General features: G+C 54.3%; 19 protein-coding genes and 2 pseudogenes. 19 read left to right on the top strand and 2 right to left on the bottom strand.

Annotated features, from left to right (window positions below):
* Positions 1 to 41: 41 nt before the first annotated feature.
* Entirely contained in the window at positions 42 to 2,546 is a 2,505-nt protein-coding gene (locus GSD1FS_RS09900) for a glycoside hydrolase family 94 protein (protein ID WP_343030242.1), read from the bottom strand.
* A 407-nt stretch (positions 2,547 to 2,953) separates the two neighbouring features.
* On the opposite strand from GSD1FS_RS09900, the gene GSD1FS_RS06695 reads away from it, so the two are divergent.
* Entirely contained in the window at positions 2,954 to 3,988 is a 1,035-nt protein-coding gene (locus GSD1FS_RS06695; RefSeq protein ID WP_155588937.1) for a LacI family DNA-binding transcriptional regulator, read from the top strand.
* Between the two features lie 24 nt (positions 3,989 to 4,012).
* Here the strand turns inward: GSD1FS_RS06695 and GSD1FS_RS06690 are convergent, their stop codons facing one another.
* On the bottom strand, positions 4,013 to 4,300 hold the full coding sequence (locus GSD1FS_RS06690) for a hypothetical protein (protein ID WP_155588936.1): 288 nt from the start codon (positions 4,298 to 4,300) through the stop codon (positions 4,013 to 4,015).
* Between the two features lie 439 nt (positions 4,301 to 4,739).
* Here GSD1FS_RS06690 and GSD1FS_RS10160 point away from each other — a divergent pair.
* The 18 genes and pseudogenes from GSD1FS_RS10160 to GSD1FS_RS10430 all read left to right on the top strand — a co-directional run.
* A pseudogene (locus GSD1FS_RS10160) lies at positions 4,740 to 5,096 on the top strand (extracellular solute-binding protein); the annotation flags it as partial.
* A 152-nt stretch (positions 5,097 to 5,248) separates the two neighbouring features.
* Positions 5,249 to 6,046 (top strand): extracellular solute-binding protein, encoded by a 798-nt coding sequence (locus GSD1FS_RS10155; RefSeq protein WP_281349845.1) that lies wholly within the window; start codon positions 5,249 to 5,251, stop codon positions 6,044 to 6,046.
* Positions 6,047 to 6,277: 231 nt separating this feature from the next.
* Positions 6,278 to 7,420 carry a carbohydrate ABC transporter permease gene (locus GSD1FS_RS06680; RefSeq protein WP_155588935.1) on the top strand — a complete coding sequence of 381 codons (1,143 nt, stop codon included), beginning with the start codon at positions 6,278 to 6,280 and terminating at the stop codon, positions 7,418 to 7,420.
* The gene (locus tag GSD1FS_RS06675) at positions 7,420 to 8,367 is read left to right on the top strand and encodes a carbohydrate ABC transporter permease (RefSeq protein ID WP_155588934.1); all 948 of its coding nucleotides are present in this window, start codon (positions 7,420 to 7,422) and stop codon (positions 8,365 to 8,367) included. The genes GSD1FS_RS06680 and GSD1FS_RS06675 overlap by 1 nt, the downstream gene beginning before the upstream one ends.
* Before the next feature lie 375 nt (positions 8,368 to 8,742).
* Complete coding sequence (locus GSD1FS_RS06670) at positions 8,743 to 9,138, top strand: Rid family detoxifying hydrolase (protein WP_196425050.1); 396 nt, start codon at positions 8,743 to 8,745, stop codon at positions 9,136 to 9,138.
* Between the two features lie 726 nt (positions 9,139 to 9,864).
* The gene (argS, locus tag GSD1FS_RS06665; protein ID WP_155588932.1) at positions 9,865 to 11,661 is read left to right on the top strand and encodes an arginine--tRNA ligase; all 1,797 of its coding nucleotides are present in this window, start codon (positions 9,865 to 9,867) and stop codon (positions 11,659 to 11,661) included.
* Positions 11,662 to 11,694: 33 nt separating this feature from the next.
* Positions 11,695 to 13,284 (top strand): diaminopimelate decarboxylase family protein, encoded by a 1,590-nt coding sequence (locus tag GSD1FS_RS06660; RefSeq protein WP_155588931.1) that lies wholly within the window; start codon positions 11,695 to 11,697, stop codon positions 13,282 to 13,284.
* A gap of 364 nt (positions 13,285 to 13,648) precedes the next feature.
* Positions 13,649 to 14,956 (top strand): homoserine dehydrogenase, encoded by a 1,308-nt coding sequence (locus GSD1FS_RS06655; RefSeq protein WP_343030241.1) that lies wholly within the window; start codon positions 13,649 to 13,651, stop codon positions 14,954 to 14,956.
* A 214-nt stretch (positions 14,957 to 15,170) separates the two neighbouring features.
* Positions 15,171 to 16,154 (top strand): homoserine kinase, encoded by a 984-nt coding sequence (thrB, locus tag GSD1FS_RS06650; protein ID WP_155588930.1) that lies wholly within the window; start codon positions 15,171 to 15,173, stop codon positions 16,152 to 16,154.
* A gap of 133 nt (positions 16,155 to 16,287) precedes the next feature.
* Positions 16,288 to 16,971: an Abi family protein gene (locus GSD1FS_RS06645; RefSeq protein WP_196425049.1), complete on the top strand. Its 684-nt coding sequence runs from the start codon at positions 16,288 to 16,290 to the stop codon at positions 16,969 to 16,971.
* A gap of 26 nt (positions 16,972 to 16,997) precedes the next feature.
* Positions 16,998 to 17,387 (top strand): hypothetical protein, encoded by a 390-nt coding sequence (locus GSD1FS_RS06640; RefSeq protein WP_155588928.1) that lies wholly within the window; start codon positions 16,998 to 17,000, stop codon positions 17,385 to 17,387.
* Positions 17,388 to 18,071: 684 nt separating this feature from the next.
* A pseudogene (locus GSD1FS_RS06635) lies at positions 18,072 to 19,072 on the top strand (glycosyltransferase).
* 87 nt (positions 19,073 to 19,159) lie between these two features.
* Positions 19,160 to 20,677: a hypothetical protein gene (locus GSD1FS_RS09895; protein WP_246166000.1), complete on the top strand. Its 1,518-nt coding sequence runs from the start codon at positions 19,160 to 19,162 to the stop codon at positions 20,675 to 20,677.
* Positions 20,631 to 21,446 carry a hypothetical protein gene (locus GSD1FS_RS09890; protein WP_246165998.1) on the top strand — a complete coding sequence of 272 codons (816 nt, stop codon included), beginning with the start codon at positions 20,631 to 20,633 and terminating at the stop codon, positions 21,444 to 21,446. Before GSD1FS_RS09895 ends, GSD1FS_RS09890 begins: the two co-directional genes overlap by 47 nt.
* 519 nt (positions 21,447 to 21,965) lie before the next feature.
* The gene (locus tag GSD1FS_RS09885) at positions 21,966 to 22,631 is read left to right on the top strand and encodes a YveK family protein (protein WP_246165995.1); all 666 of its coding nucleotides are present in this window, start codon (positions 21,966 to 21,968) and stop codon (positions 22,629 to 22,631) included.
* Positions 22,604 to 23,167: a CpsD/CapB family tyrosine-protein kinase gene (locus GSD1FS_RS09880; RefSeq protein WP_343030240.1), complete on the top strand. Its 564-nt coding sequence runs from the start codon at positions 22,604 to 22,606 to the stop codon at positions 23,165 to 23,167. The genes GSD1FS_RS09885 and GSD1FS_RS09880 overlap by 28 nt, the downstream gene beginning before the upstream one ends.
* Positions 23,168 to 23,232: 65 nt before the next feature.
* Positions 23,233 to 23,829: a hypothetical protein gene (locus GSD1FS_RS06620; protein ID WP_155588927.1), complete on the top strand. Its 597-nt coding sequence runs from the start codon at positions 23,233 to 23,235 to the stop codon at positions 23,827 to 23,829.
* 21 nt (positions 23,830 to 23,850) lie between these two features.
* Positions 23,851 to 24,039, top strand: coding sequence for a DUF4012 domain-containing protein (locus GSD1FS_RS10430; protein WP_155588926.1), 189 nt, complete (start codon positions 23,851 to 23,853; stop codon positions 24,037 to 24,039).
* Positions 24,040 to 24,167 lie beyond the last annotated feature (128 nt).

Genomic DNA, 24,167 nt, shown 5'->3' with positions numbered 1-24,167 from the left:
CGCACGCCCCACAACCAATGAAGAAGGAAGAAAATAAGTCGTTAGATAGTCAGTTGAGCGTGAACCTCCTTGGTGCCGGCAGCGGCGGTCGGGATGGTGGTGCCGGAGACCGGCTGGCCATCGACGGTGAGCGACGAAGCGCCGGTGCGCTTCACGTCAACGATGTAGCGGGTGCCACGCCAGACGCGCTCGATGTGCAGGTCGGTGAACTTCTGCGGGAGGTGCGGCTCGACCTTCAGGCCCTGAACGGTTGGCTGCACGCCGAGCAGGTGCTGCGACACGTCGACGAACGTCCAAGCGGCAGTGCCGGTCAGCCAAGAGTTCTTGCCTTCGCCGGTGGTCGGAGCCTCGGGGCCGGCGACCATCTGGCAGTACACGTATGGTTCGGTGCGGTGAATCTCCGAATACTCCTCGGTGTATGCCGGGCAGGTACGCGTGTAGACGTTGAATGCCTCATCGTTGTTATTGATCTCCGCGTTCGCAATCGAAATCCACGGATTGTTGTGGCAGAAGATGCCGCCGTTCTCCTTGTATCCGCGCGGGTAGGAGGAAATCTCGCCGAGTTCGATGCGATAGGTCGAGTATGCGGGAGCGAGAATGGCGGTGCCCCAGTCGCAGGTGAGCAGATCCTTCGTGGACTGCAACGCCTGGGCTGCCTTGCCGTCATCCACGCCGATGCCAGCCATGACGCACATGCCCTGCGGTTCGATGTAGATGCGGCCTTCGGTGTCTTCGCCAGTGCCGACCGGGTTGCCGTTCGCGTCGTATGCGCGGCGGAACCATGCGCCGTCCCAGCCGGCGTCAAGCGTCGCCGCGCGCACCTCGTCAACGGCCTTGCGCGCGTCAGCGGTTTCGGAAGCGATCTGCTCGTCGGTCAAGCCGCAAGCTTTGCCGTATTCCTCAAGAATCTGCGCGTACTGCTCGCCGTAGAGCACGAACATGCCTGCGATGAACACGGATTCGGCGATGCCGGTGTCGTTGTTCTCAACGGTCTGGAAGCTTTCGCTAGGGGTGGACGAGAAGCAGTTGAGGTTCAGGCAGTCGTTCCAATCCGCGCGGCCGATGAGTGGCAAGCCGTGTGGGCCGCGATGCGTCATCGTGAAGTTCACCGAGCGGCGCAGATGCTCGAGCAGCGGCTTCTCGGAGCCGGACTCGTTGTCGAACTGCGTGGGTTCGCGCAGAATCGAATCATCGCCGGTTTCGTTCAGGTATGCGAACACGGAGGCAACGAGCCAGAGTGGGTCGTCGTTGAAGCCGCCGCCGATATCGGCGTTGCCCTTCTTCGTGAGCGGCTGGTACTGGTGCCAGGCCGAGCCGTCGGGCAGCTGCGTGGCGGCGATGTCGAGAATGCGCTCGCGGGCACGTTCAGGAATCATGTGCACGAAGCCGAGCAGGTCTTGGTTCGAATCGCGGAAGCCCATGCCGCGTCCCATGCCCGATTCGAAGTAGGAAGCGGAGCGGGAGAGGTTGAACGTGACCATGCACTGGTACTGATTCCAGATGTTCACCATGCGGTCGAGCTTCTCATCGCCGGTCTTCACCTGGAATCCGCCGAGCAGTCCGTCCCAGTAGGTGCGCAGATCGGCAAGCGCCGCGTCAACCTTCTCAACGGTGTTGAACTTCTCGAACAGCGCATGTGCCGGCTTCTTGTTGATGATGCCCACCTTGAGCGGATCGTTCGGATCCTCCCACTTCTCGTCGTTCGGCACCTCGATGTAGCCGAGCATGAACACGAGCGTGCGCGATTCGCCTGGCATCAGCTCGACGCGCACTCGCGGCGCGGCGATCGGCGACCAACCGTAGGCGATCGAGTCGTGCGCGCGTCCCTCGGTGATCACTTGTGGGGAGTCCCAGCCGTTGAATTTGCCGAGGAATTCGTCGCGGCTCGTGTCGAAGCCGATTGTCGGCTCATTCACCGAGTAGAACGCATAGTGATTGCGGCGTTCCTTGAACTCTGTCTTGTGGTAGAGCAGCGTCGCCTGATCGGTCTGCTCGACTTCCACTTCGCCGGTGGAGAGGTTGCGCTGGAAGTTGCTCGCATCGTCGACCGCGTTCCACAGGCACCATTCCACGCAAGCGGTGGCGTCGACCACTTTGGCTTCATCAGTAGTGTTCGTAAGCGTCAGCTTATTGATTTCCGCGGCAGTGTGCAGCGGCACGAACGCCGTCAGTTCCGAGGCGACACCCGCATATTCCGCTTTGAAAATCGAGTAGCCCATACCGTGACGGCACTCATAGAAATCAAGCGGCGTTTTGAGCGGCAGGAACGTGGGCGACCAGCTGGCGAGCGGCTTCGCGTTGTCGCTCGCGTCGCTCATCAGTGTCAAATAGAAGTTGCGCGCGCCTTCGTCTGCGGGCACGCCGTTGTAACGGTAGCGGGTGATGCGGCGCAGCTTCGCGTCCTTGTAGAACGAGTAACCGCCCGCGGTGTTCGAGATCAGCGAGAAGAAATCTTCGCTGCCCAAGTAGTTGATCCACGGCAGGGGAGTCGCGGGCGTCTCGATCACATATTCTCTTGCTTCGTCGTCAAAATGACCGAATTTCACTTCGTCTGATCCTTTCGTAGGGCTGGCATCAGCAGAAGATGTTGCCCGCGTGTGCTGTGTTGTGTTGGATTATTGCGTATGCGGCCGGTTGGCTGCTCGTTTCGCGCCTGTGCGAACCGCTTAGTTTTATGATAAAACAAGATAGCGGAAACGTTTCCACAGCGTGTCGCGTTGAAATGTGTATCATAGTGAAACTAAGAGCACAGTATTGCAGTTATGCATTCGCATACTGCCGATTATTTTGGACTGCCGTTGCGTAACGACGCGTTTGCGAGCTGGATATAGCAGGTTTGACACGCAAATTTCGCTGATATGTGGTGATGCAGATTTACTGCTAGATACTGTGACGCAAGACTTAGAACGTTGCAATTGCAAGGATTACGCAAGATTATTTGCGAGGTGGTGACATGGCCAACACAAATGATGAGGCCCGTCGCGGCGCACAGAATGCCGCTGTGACTATTCGCGACGTGGCGGAACGCGCAGGCGTCGCCGTGTCGACCGCCTCGCGCGCGCTTGGTAACGGTTCCGCTTCCGAGGCAACGCGCGAGAAAGTGCGGCGTGCGGCGATGGAACTCAATTTCGTGCCAAACGCCGCCGCAAAGCGTCTGCCCAGTGGAAGAAGCAACGTCGTGGCGCTCGTCGTGAACGAACCGACCACGTTCTTGTTCCAAGACGATTTCATTTCCGGCATGCTCGGGCAGCTTTCACTTTCGTTGACTTCGCGCGGATTACTGCCGTTTTTGGTACTCGCGTCACCGGAGGATTCCGAAGGATTTAACGATCTGCTGATGCGCTCGGGGTGCGAAGGGGTGATCGTCGCTTCGATTCATGAGGGACGTGCGCTCATCGATAATCTGAAGAAGTTCGACAAGCCGGCGGTTTTCGTGGGAAAGCCGCCGGAAAGCTTCAAATGCCCGTTCGTCGACGTCGACAATTTCGATGGAGGATTCCAGGCAGGTCACCGCTTACTGGAACGGGGTTGCACGCGCTTGGCGGTGATCGAAGGACCTCGCGATATGCCGACGCCGCGAGAGCGCACTGCCGGATTCCGCGCAGCGTTGCAAGAGGCTGGATTGGAGCCGGTTGCAACCTATTCGGGCAGCTACGAGATGCAAAATGGTATTGCGTCGATGGAACGCATCATCAAGGAACATCCCGAGGTGGATGGTGTATTCGCGCACTCCGATCGCATCGCCGCCGGCGTGATTCACGTGTTGGCGCGCAATAACAAGCGTGTGCCAGAAGACGTTGCCGTTGTTGGCTTCGACGACCTACAGGTGGCTACGTTGCTGAACCCGCAGCTGACGACGCTGGCCCAGCCGGTCGCTGATCTCGCCGATGCTGCCGCCGAAATGCTGCACCACCGTCTGAACACTGGCGAGTGGAAGGTCATGTCGCAGCGCTTCCCTGTGCGCTTGGTAGTCCGCGAATCCGCCTGACGCCACCCGCAGATTCGCCTGACCTCACCCGCGAATCCATAGGGCATCCCCAGCCGGAATCGCTGTCAAATCCACTTGACGTCCCAACTCTCTATTGCTGTCTTTTGCCGTTTTACCAACTGGTTTTGCCGTTTTGTACGCTATTTCAGCTGGATTATGTGTAATAACGGCGAATCCATCTGTCAGAACGGCAAAAGTAGCTGATTTTGCTGTTTTGTCACTTGGATTTGCTGTTTTATACACTGTTTTGGCTGCAATATAGGTGATAACGGCAAATCCGTTGGTGGAAACGGCGAAAACGCGGTTGGGCATGCGCAAGGTTAGGCATATGCAAGGCTGGGAAATGTAAGAGCTGGGGGAAGAGACGAAGCACAGTTTCGCGCTGCAAAAAATCTCACATCAGCACCGGCGCATTCGATAAACTTGCCGATAACAACAATCTCAGACTGGCGTAAAATCGCCAAAACTGATTAGTAATATCATTTAATAAATTACTTATAACGCTATTAAATAATTTCATTTAACTATATATCTTCCATAGTTTCCAACAGATCGCCATTATTTGCAACACGCCGATGCTAGACATTCCACAGCTGAGTTGTATGGTAATGATTACGTAATGGAAACGATTCCATTGCAATGTTTGTGTCCACGTGGCGGCCAATGGAGGTCGTCTCCTGAAAACTTCTGTTGGCAGGGTAGTGGAATCCGTGCATGACGAGGTGCGCGGAAACGGAGAAATGAGGAAGACATGAAGCATTTCAAGCCGCTGCTTGCATCCGCTCTCACCGTTGCGATGCTGGTAAGTATGGGAGCCTGTGGAGGAAGCAACGGTGCGTCCTCCGGCAATTCCGGAGAGGGAACGGTCATCAAAGTGCAGACGTTCAACAACCCGGGATTCGGTGCGGCAACGTCGGAGCGCCCGGGTGCGGATCTGTGGAAGAAATTCGAGGAAGCACACCCCGGGGTCAAGGTTGAGGAAACCGCAGCAGCGTCGTCCGACGATGCGCGTGCCGCGTTCAACACCGCTATTTCCACTGGTTCCAACGCATACGACGTCTACTTGACCGAAGTCGACTGGATGCCGTCGCTCATGGCGATGCCCGACAAGTTCGCGGACCTGACCGAAGCCACCAAAGGCAACGATTGGGTGGATTGGAAGACCCAAGGCGCCACCGTGAACGGCAAGCTGATCGGTGCCGGCACGACATCGGCCCTGAGGCCATCTGCTACCGCGCAGATCTGCTCGACAAAGCAGGCATGCCAAGCGATCCTGCCAAATTCGCAGAATGGGTCGGTGGCGACAACGCCACGTGGGAGACGTTCTTCAAGGCAGGCGAGGAATACACAAAGAAGACCGGCCTGCCTTGGTATGACTCGATGGCGAGCAACTGGCAGTCGATGATCAATCAGCTCGAGGAATCCTACGTCTCTAAAGACGGTAAGATCATCGCCACTGACAACAAAGACGTGAAGGATCTCTACGATCAGCTGACCGCCACGAAAGACATGTCGGCGCATCTGCAGCAGTGGTCCGACGACTGGAACGCCGCGTTCAAGGCCGACGACGGCTTCGCGACGATCCAGTGCCCGCCGTGGCTCATCAATAACATCAAGGGCAACACCGGCGAAGATTTCAAGGGCTGGCAGATCGCCGACGTGTTCCCGGGAGGCGGCGGCAACTGGGGTGGCTCCTACCTGGTCGTGCCGGAGTCTTCGCAAAACAAGGAACTCGCTACCGAACTCGTCGCTTGGCTGACCGCTCCCGAACAGCAGACCGCGGTGTTCACCACGGCGAGCAACTACCCGAGCTCGAAGAAGAGCCAGGAAAGCAAGGAAGTCTCGTCGAAGACTGACCCATACCTCAACGACGCCAAGGTGGGCGAGATCTTCGCCAACCGCGCGAATGCCTACGATGTGGTGCCATACAAGGGCAATCAGTACTTCGATATTCAGACCAAGATGACGGACGCTCTGAATCGAGTCGACGTGACGCAGGAGCAAGACGCCGACGCCGCATACAAGCAGTGGACCGAAGACGTCAAGGCACTGTCTTGACAGTAGTGAGCGGCCGCGGTGCCGATCGCCGCGGCCGCTCACGCTATGCACGCTATGTATGCGCGCTGTGCGCAATGTTGCCGCAGTCACATACTACAAATAATTAATTATTGTAAGTAATTAATTATTATCAATCATTCGCAATATAAGCGTTCCATCAGTGCGCACAGTGCTGTGCCCGCACAATGCGCTGGGCAGGGGAAGCCGGCGCGGCAGTGAAAGAGGAGAATCATGTCTGCAATTCCAGTGGAGCCGGATCGCGCGAGTAAATGGCGCACGCGTCTCGGCCAGTTTGAGTGGAAGGCGTCGCCGTATCTGTATGTCGCGCCGTTCTTTATTCTGTTCGCCATCGTCGGGTTGTTCCCGTTGCTGTACACGATGTATATTGCAACGCGGCAATACAACACACTGACCGGCGACAGCGGCGTGGCCATCTGCGGCGCAACCTGCGGAAGCGATACGCCTAGCATTTGGGCGAACTTCCAGTGGGTGCTGCACCAACAGTCGTTCTGGTATGCACTGCGCAACTCGTTCTCCATCTTCATTTTGAGCTCGGTGCCGCAGATTATTCTCGCGCTTTTCCTGGCGTGGATGCTCAACGCGAATCTCAAGGCGAAGACGTTCTGGCGCATGGGTGTGTTACTGCCATACGTGGTCGCGCCATCTGCCGCGGGCATTATCTTCTCGCAGATTTTCTCCGACAAAATGGGCGTGATCAACACGCTGCTCACGAATATCGGACTGAACCCGATCGCGTGGCACGGCAGCGCGTTCTGGTCTCACGTGGCGATCGCAACCATCGTCAACTTCCGCTGGGCCGGCTACAACGCGCTCATCTTCCTCGCCGCAATGCAAGCGATTCCCAACGACGTGCTCGAAGCTGCCGTGGTCGACGGCGCGGGCAAATGGCGCACGTTCCGCTCGGTTATTCTGCCAATGCTCAAGCCGACGCTCATCTTCGTGATCATCACGTCGACTATCGGCGGTCTGCAGATCTTCGACGAACCGCAGATGTTCCACAACGGCACGTCTGGTTACGGCGGGCCTAATCACCAGTACCTGACACTCTCGGTGTATCTGTGGGACATGGGCTTCAACAAGGTGACGATAGGGCAGCCAAACATGGGTCGCGCGGCCGCCGTCGCATGGCTGCTGTTCCTCATCATCGTGGCCATCGCCGTTCTGAACTACTTCCTGACCAAACTGATGGCATCGGGCAGTTCAGGAAAAATCAGCAAAGAGCAGGCGGCGAAATTCGCAGCCAAAGCAGACCGTGAATACGAACTCGCTCGCCGTAGCGGCGTGACCGCACGCGAACGCATGGAATCCATGGAAGCCATGGAGACGATGGAAGCAATGGAAGGGGAAATGTGATGAGCGACATTACCAATGAAGCCGATGTGCGCGAACTGGGCACGCCGACGATCTCGCAACTGTATGGCAAAAGCGTGGGAAAGGCCGCCTCGCGCAAACGCGCAAAACGCCTTGAAGTGACCAGCGAAGGGCGTCGCGCAGGCGTAGGCACGTATGCGGCGCTGATCGTGTGCATTCTGATCTTCCTGATTCCGCTCTACGTGGCGGTGTCGATTGCTTCGCAGAACAGCTCGGCCACGCAATACGGCTTGCAGGCGATGATTCCAGGGCAAAGCCTGTTGCGTAATCTAGGTCGTGCATTCGGCGCAATGAAGTTCTGGGAAGCGCTTTCCGGCACCTTCCTGGTGGCGACCGTCGTGTCGATCTCCACCGTGTTCTTCAGCACGCTGGCAGGTTACTCGTTCTCGAAGCTGCGTTTCCGCGGTCGTGGCCTGCTCTTCATGCTCGTCGTCGCCACGATGACGATTCCGCAGCAGTTGAGCGTGGTTCCGCTCTATATCATGGCGAACAAGGCCGGCCTTTTCGGGTCTCTGTGGGCCGTCATCATTCCTGGCCTCGTGAGCGCATTCGGCGTGTTCTGGATGACACAATACATTCAAGATGCACTTCCATACGAACTGATTGAGGCGGCTCGCGTCGACGGTTGCTCAATGTTCCGCACCTTCCTGCACGTGGCTCTGCCGGCCGCGCGTCCGGCTGCGGCCATGCTGTTCCTCTTCACGTTCATCGCTCAGTGGACCAACTACTTCTGGCCGATGCTCATTCTCGGCCCGAACAAGAACAAGATGCTCACCGTGGCAGCCGCAACGCTTAAGGGCGCATATTTCACCGACTACACGATCGTGATGTCTGGCGTTGTGCTCACCACCGCTCCGCTGATCATCCTGTTCTTCTTCGCAGGCAAGCAGCTCGTCTCCGGCATCATGGCAGGTGCGGTGAAAGGCTGACAACACAGGTTCGTTCTCTGTTGTGTGCTGATGTGGGGCGCGGTTCGTAAGAGCCGCGCCCCACACTGTGTTAGAGATGATTACTTCGCATCCTAGATATTGCGTGTGCATATATGCGCAAAAGTAAGCCTGTAAATATGTGCTATTTATTGCGCGATTATGTAATTTTGCTGATCTGCTGGTATTCGTCTGCAATGTGAATACCAGCGCGCGCTCGCGAAATCGAACTGCTATGTGTTGGGTAATACTCCGCGCTTTTGCACAGTGTTCGCAGTGAGTTGCGCGCGGCGAACTCGCTGCGGTTGCTGCGCAATGCGATATTGTGCGCGATATTGTGCGACGCGCGGATTGCCACGGCAAAACGGAAGGAACATCATGAGCAATCTTCAGGCAGTAGCTACCTCGGAAGCGCCGGCAGCTCTCGGCGCATACAGCCAAGCGGTCAAGGCGAACGGTTTCGTATTCGTCTCCGGTCAGCTCGGCATCGACCCCGCGACCGGCGAACTCGACGGCGTGACCGCGGCAAGCCAGGCGGCTCGCGCGCTTAAGAACATCACGAATATTCTCGCTGCGGCTGGCTGCGGCGTCGAGCAAGTGTGCCGCGCCACCATCTACTTGCGCAACGTCGAGGATTTCAAAGAGGTAGACGCCGAATATGCGAAGGTATTCACCGGCGATGTGAAGCCAGCGCGTGTGGCATTCGGCAACAATATGATTCCGAAGGGCGCGCTCGTGGAAATCGACGTGATCGCCGTCGCCTCGCAGAACTGATTCCTAGATTTTCTTAGCTTTTAGCTTTCCTAGACTTTTCGTCTTCTTAAATGCAGCTGCTGTGCACACTCAGCAGTTGCGTTCTGCCCAGTGTGCGTTGAGTATATTCTCCGCGTGCACCGGGCATTTTCGTTCTGCTAGGTGTGCATGGGACGTGTTCCTCGCGTGCACGGGACAGTTTTGTTCTGTTGGGTATGCGTAAAAGAGGCTCTTCGCGTGCATTGAACAGCTCGATTCTGATAACTGTGCGCAGAGCATCTTATTCATGTGCAAATAACAGGTATGTTCTGCTATTTGACACGCAGGGCATCCTCTTCATGCACTCTGAGCAGCTGCGTTCTGTTGGGTGTGCGTGAGCTGCTTTCCTTGCGTGCACCGTGCAGGTATGTTCTGTTATTTGCAGGCCAAGCGTCCTGTTCGTGCGCGTTCAGCAGCTCGGTTCTGTTGGATGTGCGCGAAGCATCCTCCTTGTGTGTGTTGAACAGATGCATCCTGTTGGGAGTGCGTGAGGCGCTCTCTTCGCGCACGCTGAGCAGGTTCGTTCTGCTACGCGTGCTTGTAGCTGCTTCCTCATGCACGCTGAGCAGCTGTGTTCTGTTGGGTGTGCGTAAAAGAGGCTCTTCGCGCACACTGAGCAGCACTGTTCTGCTGCAGGCACGCAAAGCGCTCGCACGCCGGGCACCAATAGCAAAAATGTTGACAAGTGATAACAGTAGACTTGGCAGAATGAGTCCAGAAGCGCTACAGGAACTGATTTTCAATATTGCTAACACCCTTGTTTCCGAAGGCAAGGCCGGCTCGCTGACCGCCGACCAGCTGCCGGAACCCGCTAAATTCGCCGTCATGCGTCCAAAAGACCGCGCGCACGGCGATTGGGCATCGAACGCGGCCATGCAGCTCGCGAAGAAGGCGGGTATGAAGCCGCGCGATCTCGCCCAGCTGTTCGCAGACGCTTTGCAAAGTACCGAGGGCATTGCATCCGTTGAAGTCGCTGGCCCAGGCTTCATTAACATCACGCTCGATTCTGCTTCCGCTGCCGCAGTTGTCGATCAAGTGCTCGCTGAAGGCGCGAACTTCGGCAAGAACGAGCATCTCGGCGGCAAGACGCTGAACTTGGAGTTCGTCTCCGCGAACCCGACCGGCCCGATTCACATTGGTGGCACGCGTTGGGCTGCCGTCGGCGACTCGATGGCTCGCATTCTCAAGGCGAACGGCGCGCAGGTGGTGAGCGAATACTACTTCAACGATCATGGCGAGCAGATCAACCGCTTCGCCAAGTCGCTCGTTGCCGCTGCCCACGGCGAGGAGACTCCGGCTGACGGCTACAAAGGCGCATACATCGACGAGATTGCCCGCCGCGTGATCGTCGAAGCCGATGCCGATGGAGTTGACATTCTGAATTTGCCACGCGTTGACGGCGGTGTGGACGCTGACGGCAAACCGCTTGGTGAAGGCGATTCCGAACAGCGCGAGGAGTTCCGTAAGCGCGCGGTGCCGATGATGTTCGCTGAGATTCGCGAGTCGATGAAGGAATTCCGCGTGCACTTCGACGTGTGGTTCCACGAAAACAGCTTGTATGAAGATGGCGAGGTTGAGAAGGCCATCGCCGACCTGCGCGCCGCCGGCGACATCTACGAGAAGGATGGCGCCACTTGGTTCGCGTCGACGAAGCACGGCGATGACAAAGACCGCGTGATCATCAAATCTGACGGCACATACGCATACTTCGCCGCCGACATTGCGTATTACCGCAACAAGCGCCACCGCGCGGATCATCCGGCTGACGTTGCCATCTACATGCTCGGCGCCGACCACCACGGCTACATCGGCCGCATGATGGCGATGTGCGCCGCGTTCGGTGACAAGCCGGGCGAAAACATGCAGATTCTGATCGGCCAGATGGTCAACGTGATGAAAGATGGCAAGCCGGTGCGCATGAGCAAGCGCGCGGGTAACATCGTCACGATCGACGACTTGATCGACGCGATCGGTGTTGACGCGTCGCGTTACTCGCTCGCTCGCACTGATTACAATTCGCCGGTTGACATTGATCTCAATTTGCTTGCCTCGCATTCGAACGACAATCCGGTGTATTACGTGCAGTACGCGCACGCCCGCTCCTGCAACGTGGACCGCAACGCCGAAGCCGCGCATATTAATGCCACCGACGCCGATCTTTCGCTTCTTGACACCGAGGCAGACGGCGAAGTGATCGCCGCGCTCGCACAGTGGCCAGCTCTGCTGACGATGGCCGGCGATCTGCGCGCCCCGCACCGCGTCGCGCACTATCTCGAAGATCTCGCCGCCGCATACCACAAGTGGTACAACGTGGAGCGCGTCGTGCCGATGCCGCTGACCGAGGCGGAGGAACGTGCGGATGCGGAGACTCGCGAGAAGACGCGCATCGCGAAGAATCCTGAGCCAGCGCGCGCAGCCGCACGACTCAAGCTCAACGATGCAGTGCAGACCGTGATCGCCGAAGGTCTCGACCTCCTCGGCGTCACCGCCCCCGACAAGATGTAAGTTGCGAATATAGCGAGTAATTCGGGAGGACATATGGCAATCAGTCCAATTTGGCCGCAAGACACAGCGCGCAATGCGAACGGCGAGATCACGTTCCACGGCATCACGGCAAGCGAACTGCTGAGCAAGTTCGGCTCGCCGCTCTACGTGCTCGACCTCGACGAAGTACGCGCACGCGCCAAGCACTTCACGCAGGCGGCGGCGCACGCGTTCACCAACAACACGACGCACGTGAGCTACGCGGCGAAGGCGTTCCTGTCGAAGGAAATCGCGCGCATCGTCACCGAAGAGGGCATGTTCGTAGACACCTGCACGATGGGGGAGATGCGAATCGCGCTCGCCGCCGGCGTCCCCGGCCGCCGCCTCGTGCTGCACGGGAACAATAAGTCGGACGAAGAGATCGCGCTCGCCATTGAAGAGGGCTTCTCGAAGATCGTGATCGACTCGCCGGACGAGCCTGCGCGCATCGCTGCAATCGCCGAGAAACTGGGCAAACGCGCGCGCGTGATGCTGCGCGTGACGAGCGGAATTCACGCGGGCGGTCACGAATATATTTCCACCGCGCACGAAGACCAGAAATTCGGCGTCGCGCTGCTGCCGGTGGGGGCGGATACGACGATCGTCGACAACATCGACGATCTGCAGAACGTGTCGCCGGCTGCGACGAACGCGCTCGTGCGCGAGAACCGCGCGGAAGAAAGCGGTGAGACGAAAGCACAGGCAGATCGCCAGCTGCGCTACGACATCAGATATCCGTATGATCTCAACGCCGCGGATGTGTCTGACGGAGACAAGATGCTCGCCGCCGCCATGGAACTCGTGGCGAACGGTCCGGCGATCGCCGTGCTGCGTGAGATTGCGAAATATAAGAACCTCGAACTCGTGGGTATTCACTCGCACATCGGCTCGAATATTCACGATGCCACCGCGTTCATCAAGGCTGCAAAGCGCATGATGCTGCTGCGCAAGACGTTCTACGCGACGAACGCATACACTATGCCGGAGGTCGATCTCGGCGGCGGATACTCGGTGGCATACACCGACGGCGAGGATCGCATGGACGTCGACCAGGAACTCGGCCGTCTCGCCGATGCCGTGGCGAAGACGAACCGCTTGCTTGGTATGCCGGCGCCGGTCATCTCGTTCGAGCCGGGGCGTTGGATCGTTGCGCCGGCGGGAGTCACGCTGTACACGGTGGGCACTGTCAAGCAGGTGCAGCTCGGCGACGGCTTCACGAACAACGCCGGCGAGCCGATAAGCGAACGCCAGTACATCTCCGTGGACGGCGGCATGAGCGACAACATTCGCCCTGCGCTCTACGGTGCGCAATACACTGCCGTGCTCGCGAACCGCGAGTCGAGCGAGCCGAAGAAGCTCGCGCGAGTGGTCGGTTTGCACTGCGAGTCCGGCGACATTGTGGTCAACGAGGTGAATCTGCCCGCTGACGTGCACCGCGGCGACGTGCTCGCAGTGCCGGTGACCGGCGCGTACGGCCGTTCGATGGCGAGCAACTACAACATGGCGCTTATTCCGGCGGTCGTCGGCGTTGATTCGACGGGCGCGCACGTGATGTTGCGCCGCCAGACTGTAGATGATCTGCTCGATCTCGACGTCAGCGAATAATCCATTCCGGAGAATTATTCTCTATCTAGAACGCCTGTCTGCGGGAGAATAATTCTCCGGTGAGAATTATTCTCCGGTTTGGAAGCTTGTATCTGGGGGAATTATTCTCCGCGGGGGAATTATTCTCTATCTGGAGCACCGATATCTGGGAGAATAATTCTCCGGGGAAGATAATTCTCCCGGATAGCTGCTCGCAATGTAGCGAGTAAATCCACAGGCTGGGTGCGGGTAATTTGGCAGGCGAAGTAAAACGTAACGCGAACTCAGCAGCAAGCATGTCCATATTTACTAGCTCGCAGTGCCACCTAAGGTAGCGGCACACGTACAATGGCGGGTGAACGTCGCCGCAAGGAAAGGAACGGATGTGGCAGAACAAAAACCGATTCGAGTAGGACTCCTCGGTGCAGGCACCGTTGGCTCGCAGACCGCGCGTTTGCTCGTCGAGCAGCAAGATGAGCTCGCACAGCGCATTGGCCGCCCGATCGAATTGTCTGGCATCGCGTGCCTCGATCCAGATGAAGTGAATTTCCCGTGGATTGACAAATCTTTGCTCACTACCGACACGATGTCTGTGGTGAAGAACGCGGATATTGTGGTCGAGCTGATCGGCGGCACCGGCGTCGCGCGCACATTCGTGCTCGAAGCACTGAACAACGGCGCATCGGTGGTCACTGCAAACAAGGCGCTGCTCGCCAAGTATGGTCCGGAACTGTATAAAGCAGCTGAAGATAACAATGTTGACATTTACTTCGAAGCTGCCGTGGGCGGCGCGATTCCGATTGTGCGCCCGCTGCGCGAGTCACTCGTCGGCGATCAGGTGAAGAGCATGCTCGGCATTGTGAACGGCACGACCAACTACATTCTTGACGAGATGACCACGAAGGGTCTCGATTTCGACGTCGCGCTCAAAGAAGCTCAGGAGAAGGGTTATGCCGAAGCTGACCCGACCGGCGACATCGAAGGCTACGATGCCGCGAACAAGGCCGCGATCATGGCGACGCTTGGTTTCCACACCAACGTGGGCATCGATGACGTGACCGTGGAAGGCATCACGCACATCACCGCCGACGACATTGCCGCAGCCACCGCCGAAGGCAAGGTGGTGAAGCTGCTCGCCGTGGTCGATCACACCGACGATGGCGTGTCTGCGCGCGTGTACCCTGCGCTTATTCGCCAGGAGCACCCGCTCGCTTCGGTGCACGGCTCGTTCAACGCGGTCTTCGTGCGCGCCGAATACGCGGACGATCTCATGTTCTACGGCCGCGGTGCCGGCGGTGCGCCAACCGCTTCCGCAGTCGTCGGAGACATCGTGACCGTCGCGCGTCACATCACCGCGGGCTGCACGGGCCCGGCAATCCGCATGTATAACGACTACCCGATCGCGCCGCTCAGCTCCGCGAAGGCGAGCTTCGCCGTGCGCTTCCTGATTCACGACAAGCCGGGCGTGCTGCTGCAGGTGGCGAAAGAGTTCGCCGACCGTGGCATCTCAATCAACGGTGTGAACCAAGATCTCAAGCCGACCGCAACCGAGCCTGGCTACGACGGCGAGATTCAGCAGCTGCGTCTCGTGACGCATATGACCGACGAGACGACGTTGCGCGACGCCGTGGAAGCGGTGTGCAAGCTCGACTCGGTGACTGGCGAACCGTCGATCATTCGAGTGCTCGACTAGTAGTTCGATCAGTAGTTCGACTAACAGTAAGTACTACTCAGTAATTACCTATAGTCTGCTACTATGTGTTTGACTCGCGCGTAAATATGCGCGAGTCAAACATTTTTTACAGTGAGCGTCAGTGTTCACGCGGTATCTGCGAAATCCGCAGAATCCACGGAAATATTGACCAACCACGAGAGAAGATATCACCAGAGAAGACAGGGATGTAAGAATGGATCCGGTGACTCGTAATGTTCACGTTCGCGTGCCGGCGACCAGCGCCAACCTTGGCTCCGGTTTCGACACCGTGGGGCTCGCTTTGGACTATCACGACGAATTGGAGTTCACGCTCAGCACTGACCCGCTGAACATGGCCGCGCAGATTCTGATCACCGGCGAAGGTGAAGACACACTGCCGCGCGACGAATCTCACTTGGTGGTGTCTACGTTCCGCCGCGCATGCTCACGTTTCGGACTGAGCAAATGCGGGTTCATCATGGAAGCTCACAACAACATTCCGCAGGCGCGAGGCATGGGTTCCTCGGCCGAGGCGATCGTCGCCGGCATTTCGGCGGCATACGCGTTCGCGCACGACGGCGAGCTCGACCGCGATGTGATCTTCCAGTATGCAGCTGATCTCGAAGGACACCCCGACAACGTGGCGCCGGCGGTGTATGGCGGCATGACAGTCTCGTGGACTGAGGAAGGCCAGCAGCAGATTATTCAGGGCGACGTGGTGAACACCGGCTTCAGATCGGTGAATTACTTGGTCGACCCGGGCGTGCGCGCTTCCGTGTTCGTACCTGACTTCGAGCTTTCCACCCGCGAGGCTCGCGAGGCGCTGCCCACCGTTGTGCCATACAAGGACGCGATTTTCGACGTGTCGCGCGTGGGACTGCTCATCGGCGCTATGAATCCAAGCGCACTTGCGCAGCAGCAGGATCCGAACACGCTGCTGTTCACCGCGACTCAAGACAAACTGCACCAGAGCTACCGCGCTCCGCTGATGCAACCTTCCGCCGAACTCATCGACCTGCTGCGCGCAAACGGCTACGCGGCATTCGTCTCGGGCGCTGGCCCGTGCGTGTGCGTGCTGCACAACGGCGACGCGACCGAGGAACTCAACCAGATCGCCGCCGCGCAGTTGGCTTCCGGTCACTGGAAGGTGCTGCACCTCAACGTCGATACGCAGGGCGTGCAAGTCGCTCGGCTGTAATGACCTTAAATAAGGACACGCCGATGATAACTATATGTTGCATAAGTAATCATCGTTTTATTGAAAAGTGAATATTGACAACTTCTTTTTGAAGGTGTAAGTTTTCCTTTACATGAACAAAAGGCCTTACTCATTGAGTAAGGATACACCAGGCGGGGCGGTTCCTTACGGAATGCGCCCCGTTGGTTATTATGGAACAATGAAAAAGAAATTGACTGTTGCTGAGCAGATCGCCTCGTTGAAGAGGCACGGTGTTGCTTTCGAAAAGTATAGTGAAGATAAAGCGGCAGCATTTCTTGAATCGAATACATACTTTTTCAAACTCAAAGCATTTGAGAATAATTTCACCAAAACTGGTGATAGGTATAATGATCTGGATTTTGCTTATCTCGCTGACTTGTCTACTATTGACTGCCGTCTTCGTGAGCTCCTTCGAACCATTTGCCTCAATATAGAGCATGCTCTAAAAATTCGGTTCAATGATCTTCTTATGCAAGATCCAAACGAGGACGGCTATGAAGTCGTCCGTGCTTTCGATACTGATGGCCGCTATGTTTTCAACGGAGATTACAAAAGCAGCAGCATCTACCATTATTCGCCATACACTGACGGGATGATTCAGAAGTATTGCTCTGATCCAGCCATATGGAATTTATGGGAGGTAGTCAGTTTTAACGACCTGTGTAAATTGTATAGCTTCTATTTGAAACGCTCTAATCTGAAGGATAACGTCACCCATTTCAATAAATCGGTACGTCTTTTGAGGAATGCAGCAGCGCATAATAACTGCTTGTTAATCGGCATTAGTGAAAAATAAACTTAACTGAGTACCTGCAGAATTGCTTGAAGAATCTTTTCGGTTTGCTTGGTCGTTCAGATATGGAACTTCGTTCTGTGTATTCAGCAGCGAGAAAATACCCCTTGGTGCATGATTATGCATGCACACTTATGGCGTTCTTGATTTTGGTGGACAGTACTGGGATTCGCAACAGTGTTGGAGAAAAAATTAAAACTTTTGTAGGAAGAATGGAGCGGTATCATCGCTACTCTGAGATGAGCGCATGCCCGATATTGACTGAAACGATGCAGTCAATAGAGCTTGTTTCCAACCTAACTGTGGAATACATTGAACTGCATAAGGATGATTTTATGAAGAACAAGATTCTTCATACGCGCCCGCAGCCTATTAAAACTAAAAACCCTATGCAGCAGATGTTCGAATCAAAGAAATAGGGAAAGACTGTTTGCTGTACGCTATACGGCATTATTGACTACTATGCTTTTATTCTGCAGTCTCAAGCATGGTTTTACCTCTTCTTAGGCGGTCACATTATTGGCGTCGCATCTCGGGTGGTGCGCCGATCGTATATATAGAGAGTGCAGGGCGTTAGGCTGGAGTTCTTACGGCAGTCGTTAGCTGTTCTTATATATGTCGCGTGCATGAATGCGCAGCTTCTGCGGTCATGTTGTTTGTGTTTTTGGGACAACTCGACTATCAATAGCTCTGTTTCCGTGCATGTTGTCTAATCGCTTGCGACAATATGCGCGCTAGGATAGCGCTATCTGTGCATGTTGTCCAAAGTCCTTAGACAGCATGACTATAGAGGCGCTTAAATCTGTGCATATTGCCGATGTCTGTTAGATGATATGACTATAAGCTCCTACTTATTGCGCATGTTGTCTATGGCTTTGCAATAGCATGCACACTTTTGGAGGAGTGCGGATGAAGACCTATTTCCGCCATCGGCATTGAGCATAAAACTGTGTAAGTTCCGACCACTGGGCATAGTAGACTCGGGTGCGAACGGCGAACTGTTGTTGCTGTTCAACACTGCGATGCGCAATACCTACGCGTCACTACGAAGAAGAGAGAATTATAGGGCGATGGGGAGCCCTATATATTGAAAGGAACCCAGTGTGACCGCCAATCAGACTACTGCAGTTCTTATACCTTGCCTCAATGAAGAGAAGACTATCGGCAAGGTCGTCGAGGATTTTAGGCGGGAACTTCCTGACGCTCAGATTTATGTGTACGACAACGCGAGCGACGACAGGACTTCCGAAATCGCAGCGGCTGCCGGAGCTATTGTGCGCTTGGCTCCAGAACGCGGTAAAGGCAACGTTTTGCGCAGAATGCTGCGCGATATAGATGCTGACCGATATGTGCTCGTGGACGGCGACGACACTTACCCCGCTCAAGACGTGCACGCATTGCTGGACTCGCTCGACAATGGTTGGGACATGGTGGTCGGCGATAGGCTGTCTTCCACTTATTTCACAGAAAACAAACGCCCGTTCCACAATTCAGGCAACCGGCTTGTTCGCTCGGTGATCAATCACACGTTCCATGCCCAGATTCGCGATGTGATGAGCGGATACCGCGCATTCAACAACCTGTTCGCAAAATCGTATGCCGTCATGGCGAACGGCTTCGAAATCGAAACCGAAATGACGATCTTCGCGCTTGATCACAAGATACGCGTGACCGAAGTGCCGGTGCAATACCGCGATCGCATTGAGGGTAGTGAGAGTAAGTTGAGCACGTTCTCGGACGGCGCGAAAGTGCTCAACATGATTTCCGGCTCGTTTACGAGAACCGCCCGCTGCCGTTCTTCGGCACAGCCGGCGTGATTATCGGCGGCGTTGGCTTCGGTCTGGCGCTCTGGGTGTGCATTGAATTCGCGCAGACAGGGCAAGTTCGCCGTTTCCCACTGCTGATTGGCGCGACAATGCTGATGGTCATCGGCGTTATTTCCCTCTTTACCGGGCTTATTTTGACGGTTATGGCGCGCAGAGATCGGTCGCGTTTCGCGTTTATGGCGCAGACGTATGCCGCCACTTCTCACCATCAGCCGAGTGTCAGCGAAACCTTTACTAATTATTCTCAGCACGAGTCTAAACCTAGCGAAAAGAAATAAATATTTACTTATTTATTTAATTAATATTATTGTCGAATAATACAGATCTATATTCTATAGATCTGTATTATTTATGTGAGGATACTTATGAGTCAGACAGGTGTTGCTGCTCCAAGTGTGAAGAAACGCAGTGTTTCCGTGAAGAAAATGCCAGACTGGAGTTTCTGGAGAGCGTGCATCATCGCCGTCATCGTTGTAGCGGTGTTCGAGCTCGGCTTCTTCAATCTCGGGCACTGGCGCACACAACGCGCGGAACCAGTCGAAACCGGTGCCGTGCAAATCGGTGAAGGGCTCGAAGCGCAGGGCAATGACAAGTACACGATTGTCGACCCAGACAAAGCAACGATCACAGTGCAGGTGCATCGGCCAGGTACGGCGAATGGAGCGGTAAACGTTAAGAGCGTAAGAGTCGTCGCCACTTCAGAAAGTGAGGATTCGGAGCCTTCGTCACGTAACCATTTCTCGAATGCCGTCATTTCCGTTAACGATATCGCTGCGGCGAACTCCGATAAGGAATGGATCCAATCAACATCTAGTGATGGCGTTTGGGGAGACTTTCGTAACACGCTGGAATACAGCAGCAACCCGCGCACCCAGTATCTGTTATTCGGTAAAAAGCTCAAGACCTATGAGTCCACGGCTGTGCGCATAACCTTCCAGAACGGTAAGGGGAATGCCGTACGCTTCGACCATCTGGAAGTCAATCCGCATATAGCCTTCACGATCAATCCATTCAGACTTCTCGCGGAAATAATCCTTATCGGTTTCTTTGTGGTGTTCCGGCCGTCAGCGCGCGTTTGGCGAAAGCAAGCTGGCACTTCGATCGTTCGCCAGAATATATGTTTAGCCGCCTATATCGTTGCATGGTCGGTGCTCATCGTACTCATCGCATACACCACGCGGCGAGTCTATTACGGCTTGAACACTTCTCACTGGCATTGGGAAGATACTGAACCATATCAAAGACTCGCGGACGCATTGGTGCATGGGCATACATGGCTCGACCTGCCAGTCGACCACTCGCTTGAAACGATGGCAAACCCATATTCAGCCGACGACCGCTATGCCCTCATGGGTTCGGGAAGTCGCCAATACTTCTGGGATCACGCCTACTATAACGGGCACTACTACAGCTATTTCGGCGTGGTGCCAGCGGTGCTCACGCTCGTTCCATATCAGCTCATCACCGGCAAATGGATGCCGACCTGGGCTGTTATTGGCGTATTCTCCATTCTCGCCGTGACCTTCGGAACCTTGCTTGTTCGCCGCTTGGCGCGTGACTACTTCCCATCGGCGACCCTCGGTTCCGTCTGGCTGACCATCATCGGGTTCAACATCGGCACGAATCTGTTCGTCTATGTGCATAGCACGTCGTTCTACGGTGTGCCTATGGCGTGCTCGATCGCCTTGGTACTTATGGGACTTCTGGTTCTGGCAGATTTCCAAGCGGCCAAATGGCACGGTTTCGGCACTATGGGTGACCATCGGTTCATTGTGCATGGCGTTGAATCTCGGTTCGCGACCGCAGTTCATGGTCGCCTGCTTCCTTGCATTCCCAATGTTCTGGCCGCAGATCACCAAGCATCGTACACTGTTCTCGCGTAAGGGACTCGGCGCGACCATCGGCGCACTTGTGCCATTCGTCGTAGTGACGGTGCCATTGCTGATCTACAACCGCGTTCGTTTCGGATCATTCCTCGATTTTGGTGCGAACTACAATCTCACCAGCTTCGACATGACCACGCGTAAATCGTCGCTGTACATTCTGCCTGCCGAAATGTTCAACCAGCTGTTCCAGCCGTTAAGCACAACGGCAGCCTTCCCGTTCCTCACTACCGTCGACACGGCGATATCCTCCCCGCAAGAAGGATCGCTCGGAGGATTCTTCGCCATCTATCCGGTCGCCATCCTCGCGTTGCTGTTCATTGCGTTGCGCAAGCAGCTCCGTGCGCACAAAGCATGGGGTATGACGGTGATGATGGTGACGTTCACGTTGATCGTCGTGCTGTTCGACTGCTACAAGTGCGGCACCTCGATGCGCTACTACGGCGATTTCGGATATCTGCTGATGCTCACCACTGCTTTGACGGTATTCGCATGTGATACTGCTTTGCGAGACAATATCCCCGCGCAAAACGACGCGCTTGACACCACTGGTTCGAGTTCAACCGTGTTGGCAAATCAGCAGGATGCGCAGAACACTCAAGTGATCGCGTTCCGTATTTTCCGCATTGTGTTGCTGGTACTGGTCTTCCTGACGATTCTCATCAATCTGTTTGGCATGTTCGTGAGTGGCCGCATTTGCGAATGGAAGCTGCTCTGCCCGGATCTGTATGCCACTGTGCGCAGCTGGTTCATTGGATTAACGGTCTAGCAATGTGCTGATTTGTTTTATCGATAAAATGTATGAGCCTTTAGCAAACTATAATTAGTTTGTATAAATATCTACATCTATCGACTAACTTCTTTTCATATTAGACCGAGATTATTTCATGGTCGAGATTAATATGTAGCATAATATTGATAATTGTTTGAAGAGAGTGGTAAGGATTGATTCTGTAAACAATGAAGGGAAATCTGATGCAGATCAGTCCTTTAAGTTGGATGGGAATGTACTTATATGGCTGAAAATGCTGTAGAGCAACAAGCAATAGGGACGTTAAACGGTTCAGCTCGATCTGCTGGAAGTAGCGTAACGCTAGCCGACCTATTCAGTATTTTGCGCAAACACATTGCAACAATTGTCGTTGTATTCGTTGCAATCTTAACGGCAACGTGTATTTTAGCGCAATGTCTCCCGTAAAATACACAACTGGTACCAAGCTTTTGCAACATATAATGATTCCAGTCAAGATTCTAATTCTGCAGCCCAAATAATGGCAGTAGCTATATCATGAGTCAGATTAAGTCATATCCGACTTTGGCTACCACTCAATCTGTATTGCAGCCAGTAATTGATGAATTGAATCTTAACATATCTGTCTCAGCTCTGGCGAGTGAGATTTCCGTAGTTAATCCAGAAAACACAGCATTTGTAAATATTTCCGTTACAAGTACTGATGGGAAACAAGCAGCAGAGATCGCCAATGCGGTGGCGCGTTCGCTAAGCAATGTTGTGGAAAAATCGTTGTACACTAACGATGCGCGTTCTACTGTAAAATTATCAATCGTTCAACCTGCCACCGTTCCGAATGCTCCAAGTTCACCAAATTGGAAAATGAATATTTTCGTTGGTGTAATTGTTGGTTTGTTTATTGGAATAATGGCTGCACTGCTCAAGGATGTCCTTTCTACAACGATTCAAGATGACAATGATGTACGTGAGTATATCGATGCTCCAACGATCGGTCGAATTCCTGAAGATGAACTGCTAGAGGGGTCATCTCCAATGGTGATTAGTGAACCAGGAAGCCCTATTGCGGAAGATTTCCGTCGTGTTCGTACAAATCTTTCATTTATTGCCCCCGTTTCAGAAACTAGTTGTCGGCTTATTGTCGTCACTTCGACTGGTGAATCTGAAGGAAAACAACTGTGTCCTGTAACATTGCTGCCGCTTTAGCGGAGAATGGCGCGAAAGTTCTTTTGATCGACGCTGATCTGAGACATCCGTCGGTCGCTAAGAAATTGAATATCGATGGCGATGCAGGTTTAACTCACGTACTTTCAGGTCAAGCTTCAGTTCGCGATGTGGTACAGCGTTTTTGGAAACCGAATTTACACGTTATGCCCGCTGGTCCTAAACCACCGAACGCGTCAACGTTACTTAATTCTCCGATCATGTCTGAATTGTTAATGAACGCTTTGCAACAGTATGATTATGTGTTGATTGATACCGCCCCGATGGTCGTTGCGAATGATGCGGTGATATTTGTGCGCAAGGGTGGATCGTTGGTGATGGTGAGTCGTCGTAATCAGACTCGTAAGCGTGACCTCAGGGAAATTTCCGATGAACTCGATACTCTGGATATGCAGGTTTCGGGTATAGTGCTAAATTGCGCCAAAGAGAATAAAAAAGCACTTGAGAACAGCAATTATTATTACTATTCCACTCAGAGTGAGAAACGCTCAAAGAAACGTCGCTGGTTGAAGAAATAAGGGATATTACGACAGTGTATAGGCGGATTCCATTCAGGAATCCGCCTACTGTGTAAGGAGTTACAATGACTCGTCGGTCAAGAGCACATCACACTGTGCATAAACGCCGTGTTGTTTGGCCATGGATCGTAGGCATCGTCGCGGTGCTTGCCGCAATTGTTGCGGCGGCTGGCATCTGTGGAATGAAACTTGTAAAACAGGCAGAGCAGGTTAAGGATCATGAGACCCAAGCGTTAACTTTGTTGAGTGGTCTATCAACTAATGTCAATGGTAGTGCGTCATTGGATGATCTTAATAAAGATATTCCGAAGATCCAGCAGGAAACGCAGGCTGCAAATACCATTGCACATGGCTCACTGTGGAATTTCGCTGCGAAAATCCCTTTTATTGGAACAGATATCAGCACGGTTCAAGGTATGACGGAGGTTGTTCATAATCTGGCCAGCAAGTCTATTCCTGAATTTGTTGATGTGCTTAACTCATTAAAGAATGCGGATTTATCAAACTCTGATGGTATCAATCTACAGCCTGTAGTAGAGGTGCAGCCGAAACTTTCTTCAGCAAATAAGTCTTTGCAAGAGCAAGTAAAAGCATATGATTCCTTGAAAAACCGAATATTGAACAGATCGAGTCTGCTTATACCCAAGGAAAAGATAAGCTAGATGATATCGCTGAAAAAGTGAATGGATTGTCCAATACCTTTGAGATGCTTCCAAGCTTCTTGGGTCGGGCAATCGCGCACATATGCTGTTATGGCTATGACCACTTCTGAAATGAGGTCATCAGGCGGTCTTATTGGCTCAATTGGAGAAATGACAGCAGATAATGGTGTCATACATATTGGGGATTTCAATCGAATCAAACATACTTAGCATATGGAAGCGGTGATCGTTCCGCGGATATGGGCAGAATCTTTGCCGATGAGGGTCCATTACATATGCATTTGATATTCGTGATCTTGCAGTCTTCCCAGATACTGGGCAAGCAGCGACATCAATTC

The sequence above is a fragment of the Bifidobacterium canis genome (assembly GCF_009727065.1).
Classification (GTDB): domain Bacteria; phylum Actinomycetota; class Actinomycetes; order Actinomycetales; family Bifidobacteriaceae; genus Bifidobacterium; species Bifidobacterium canis.
The sequence above is the reverse complement of the archived record's forward strand: the minus strand, read 5'-3'. Positions and strand labels throughout refer to the sequence as shown.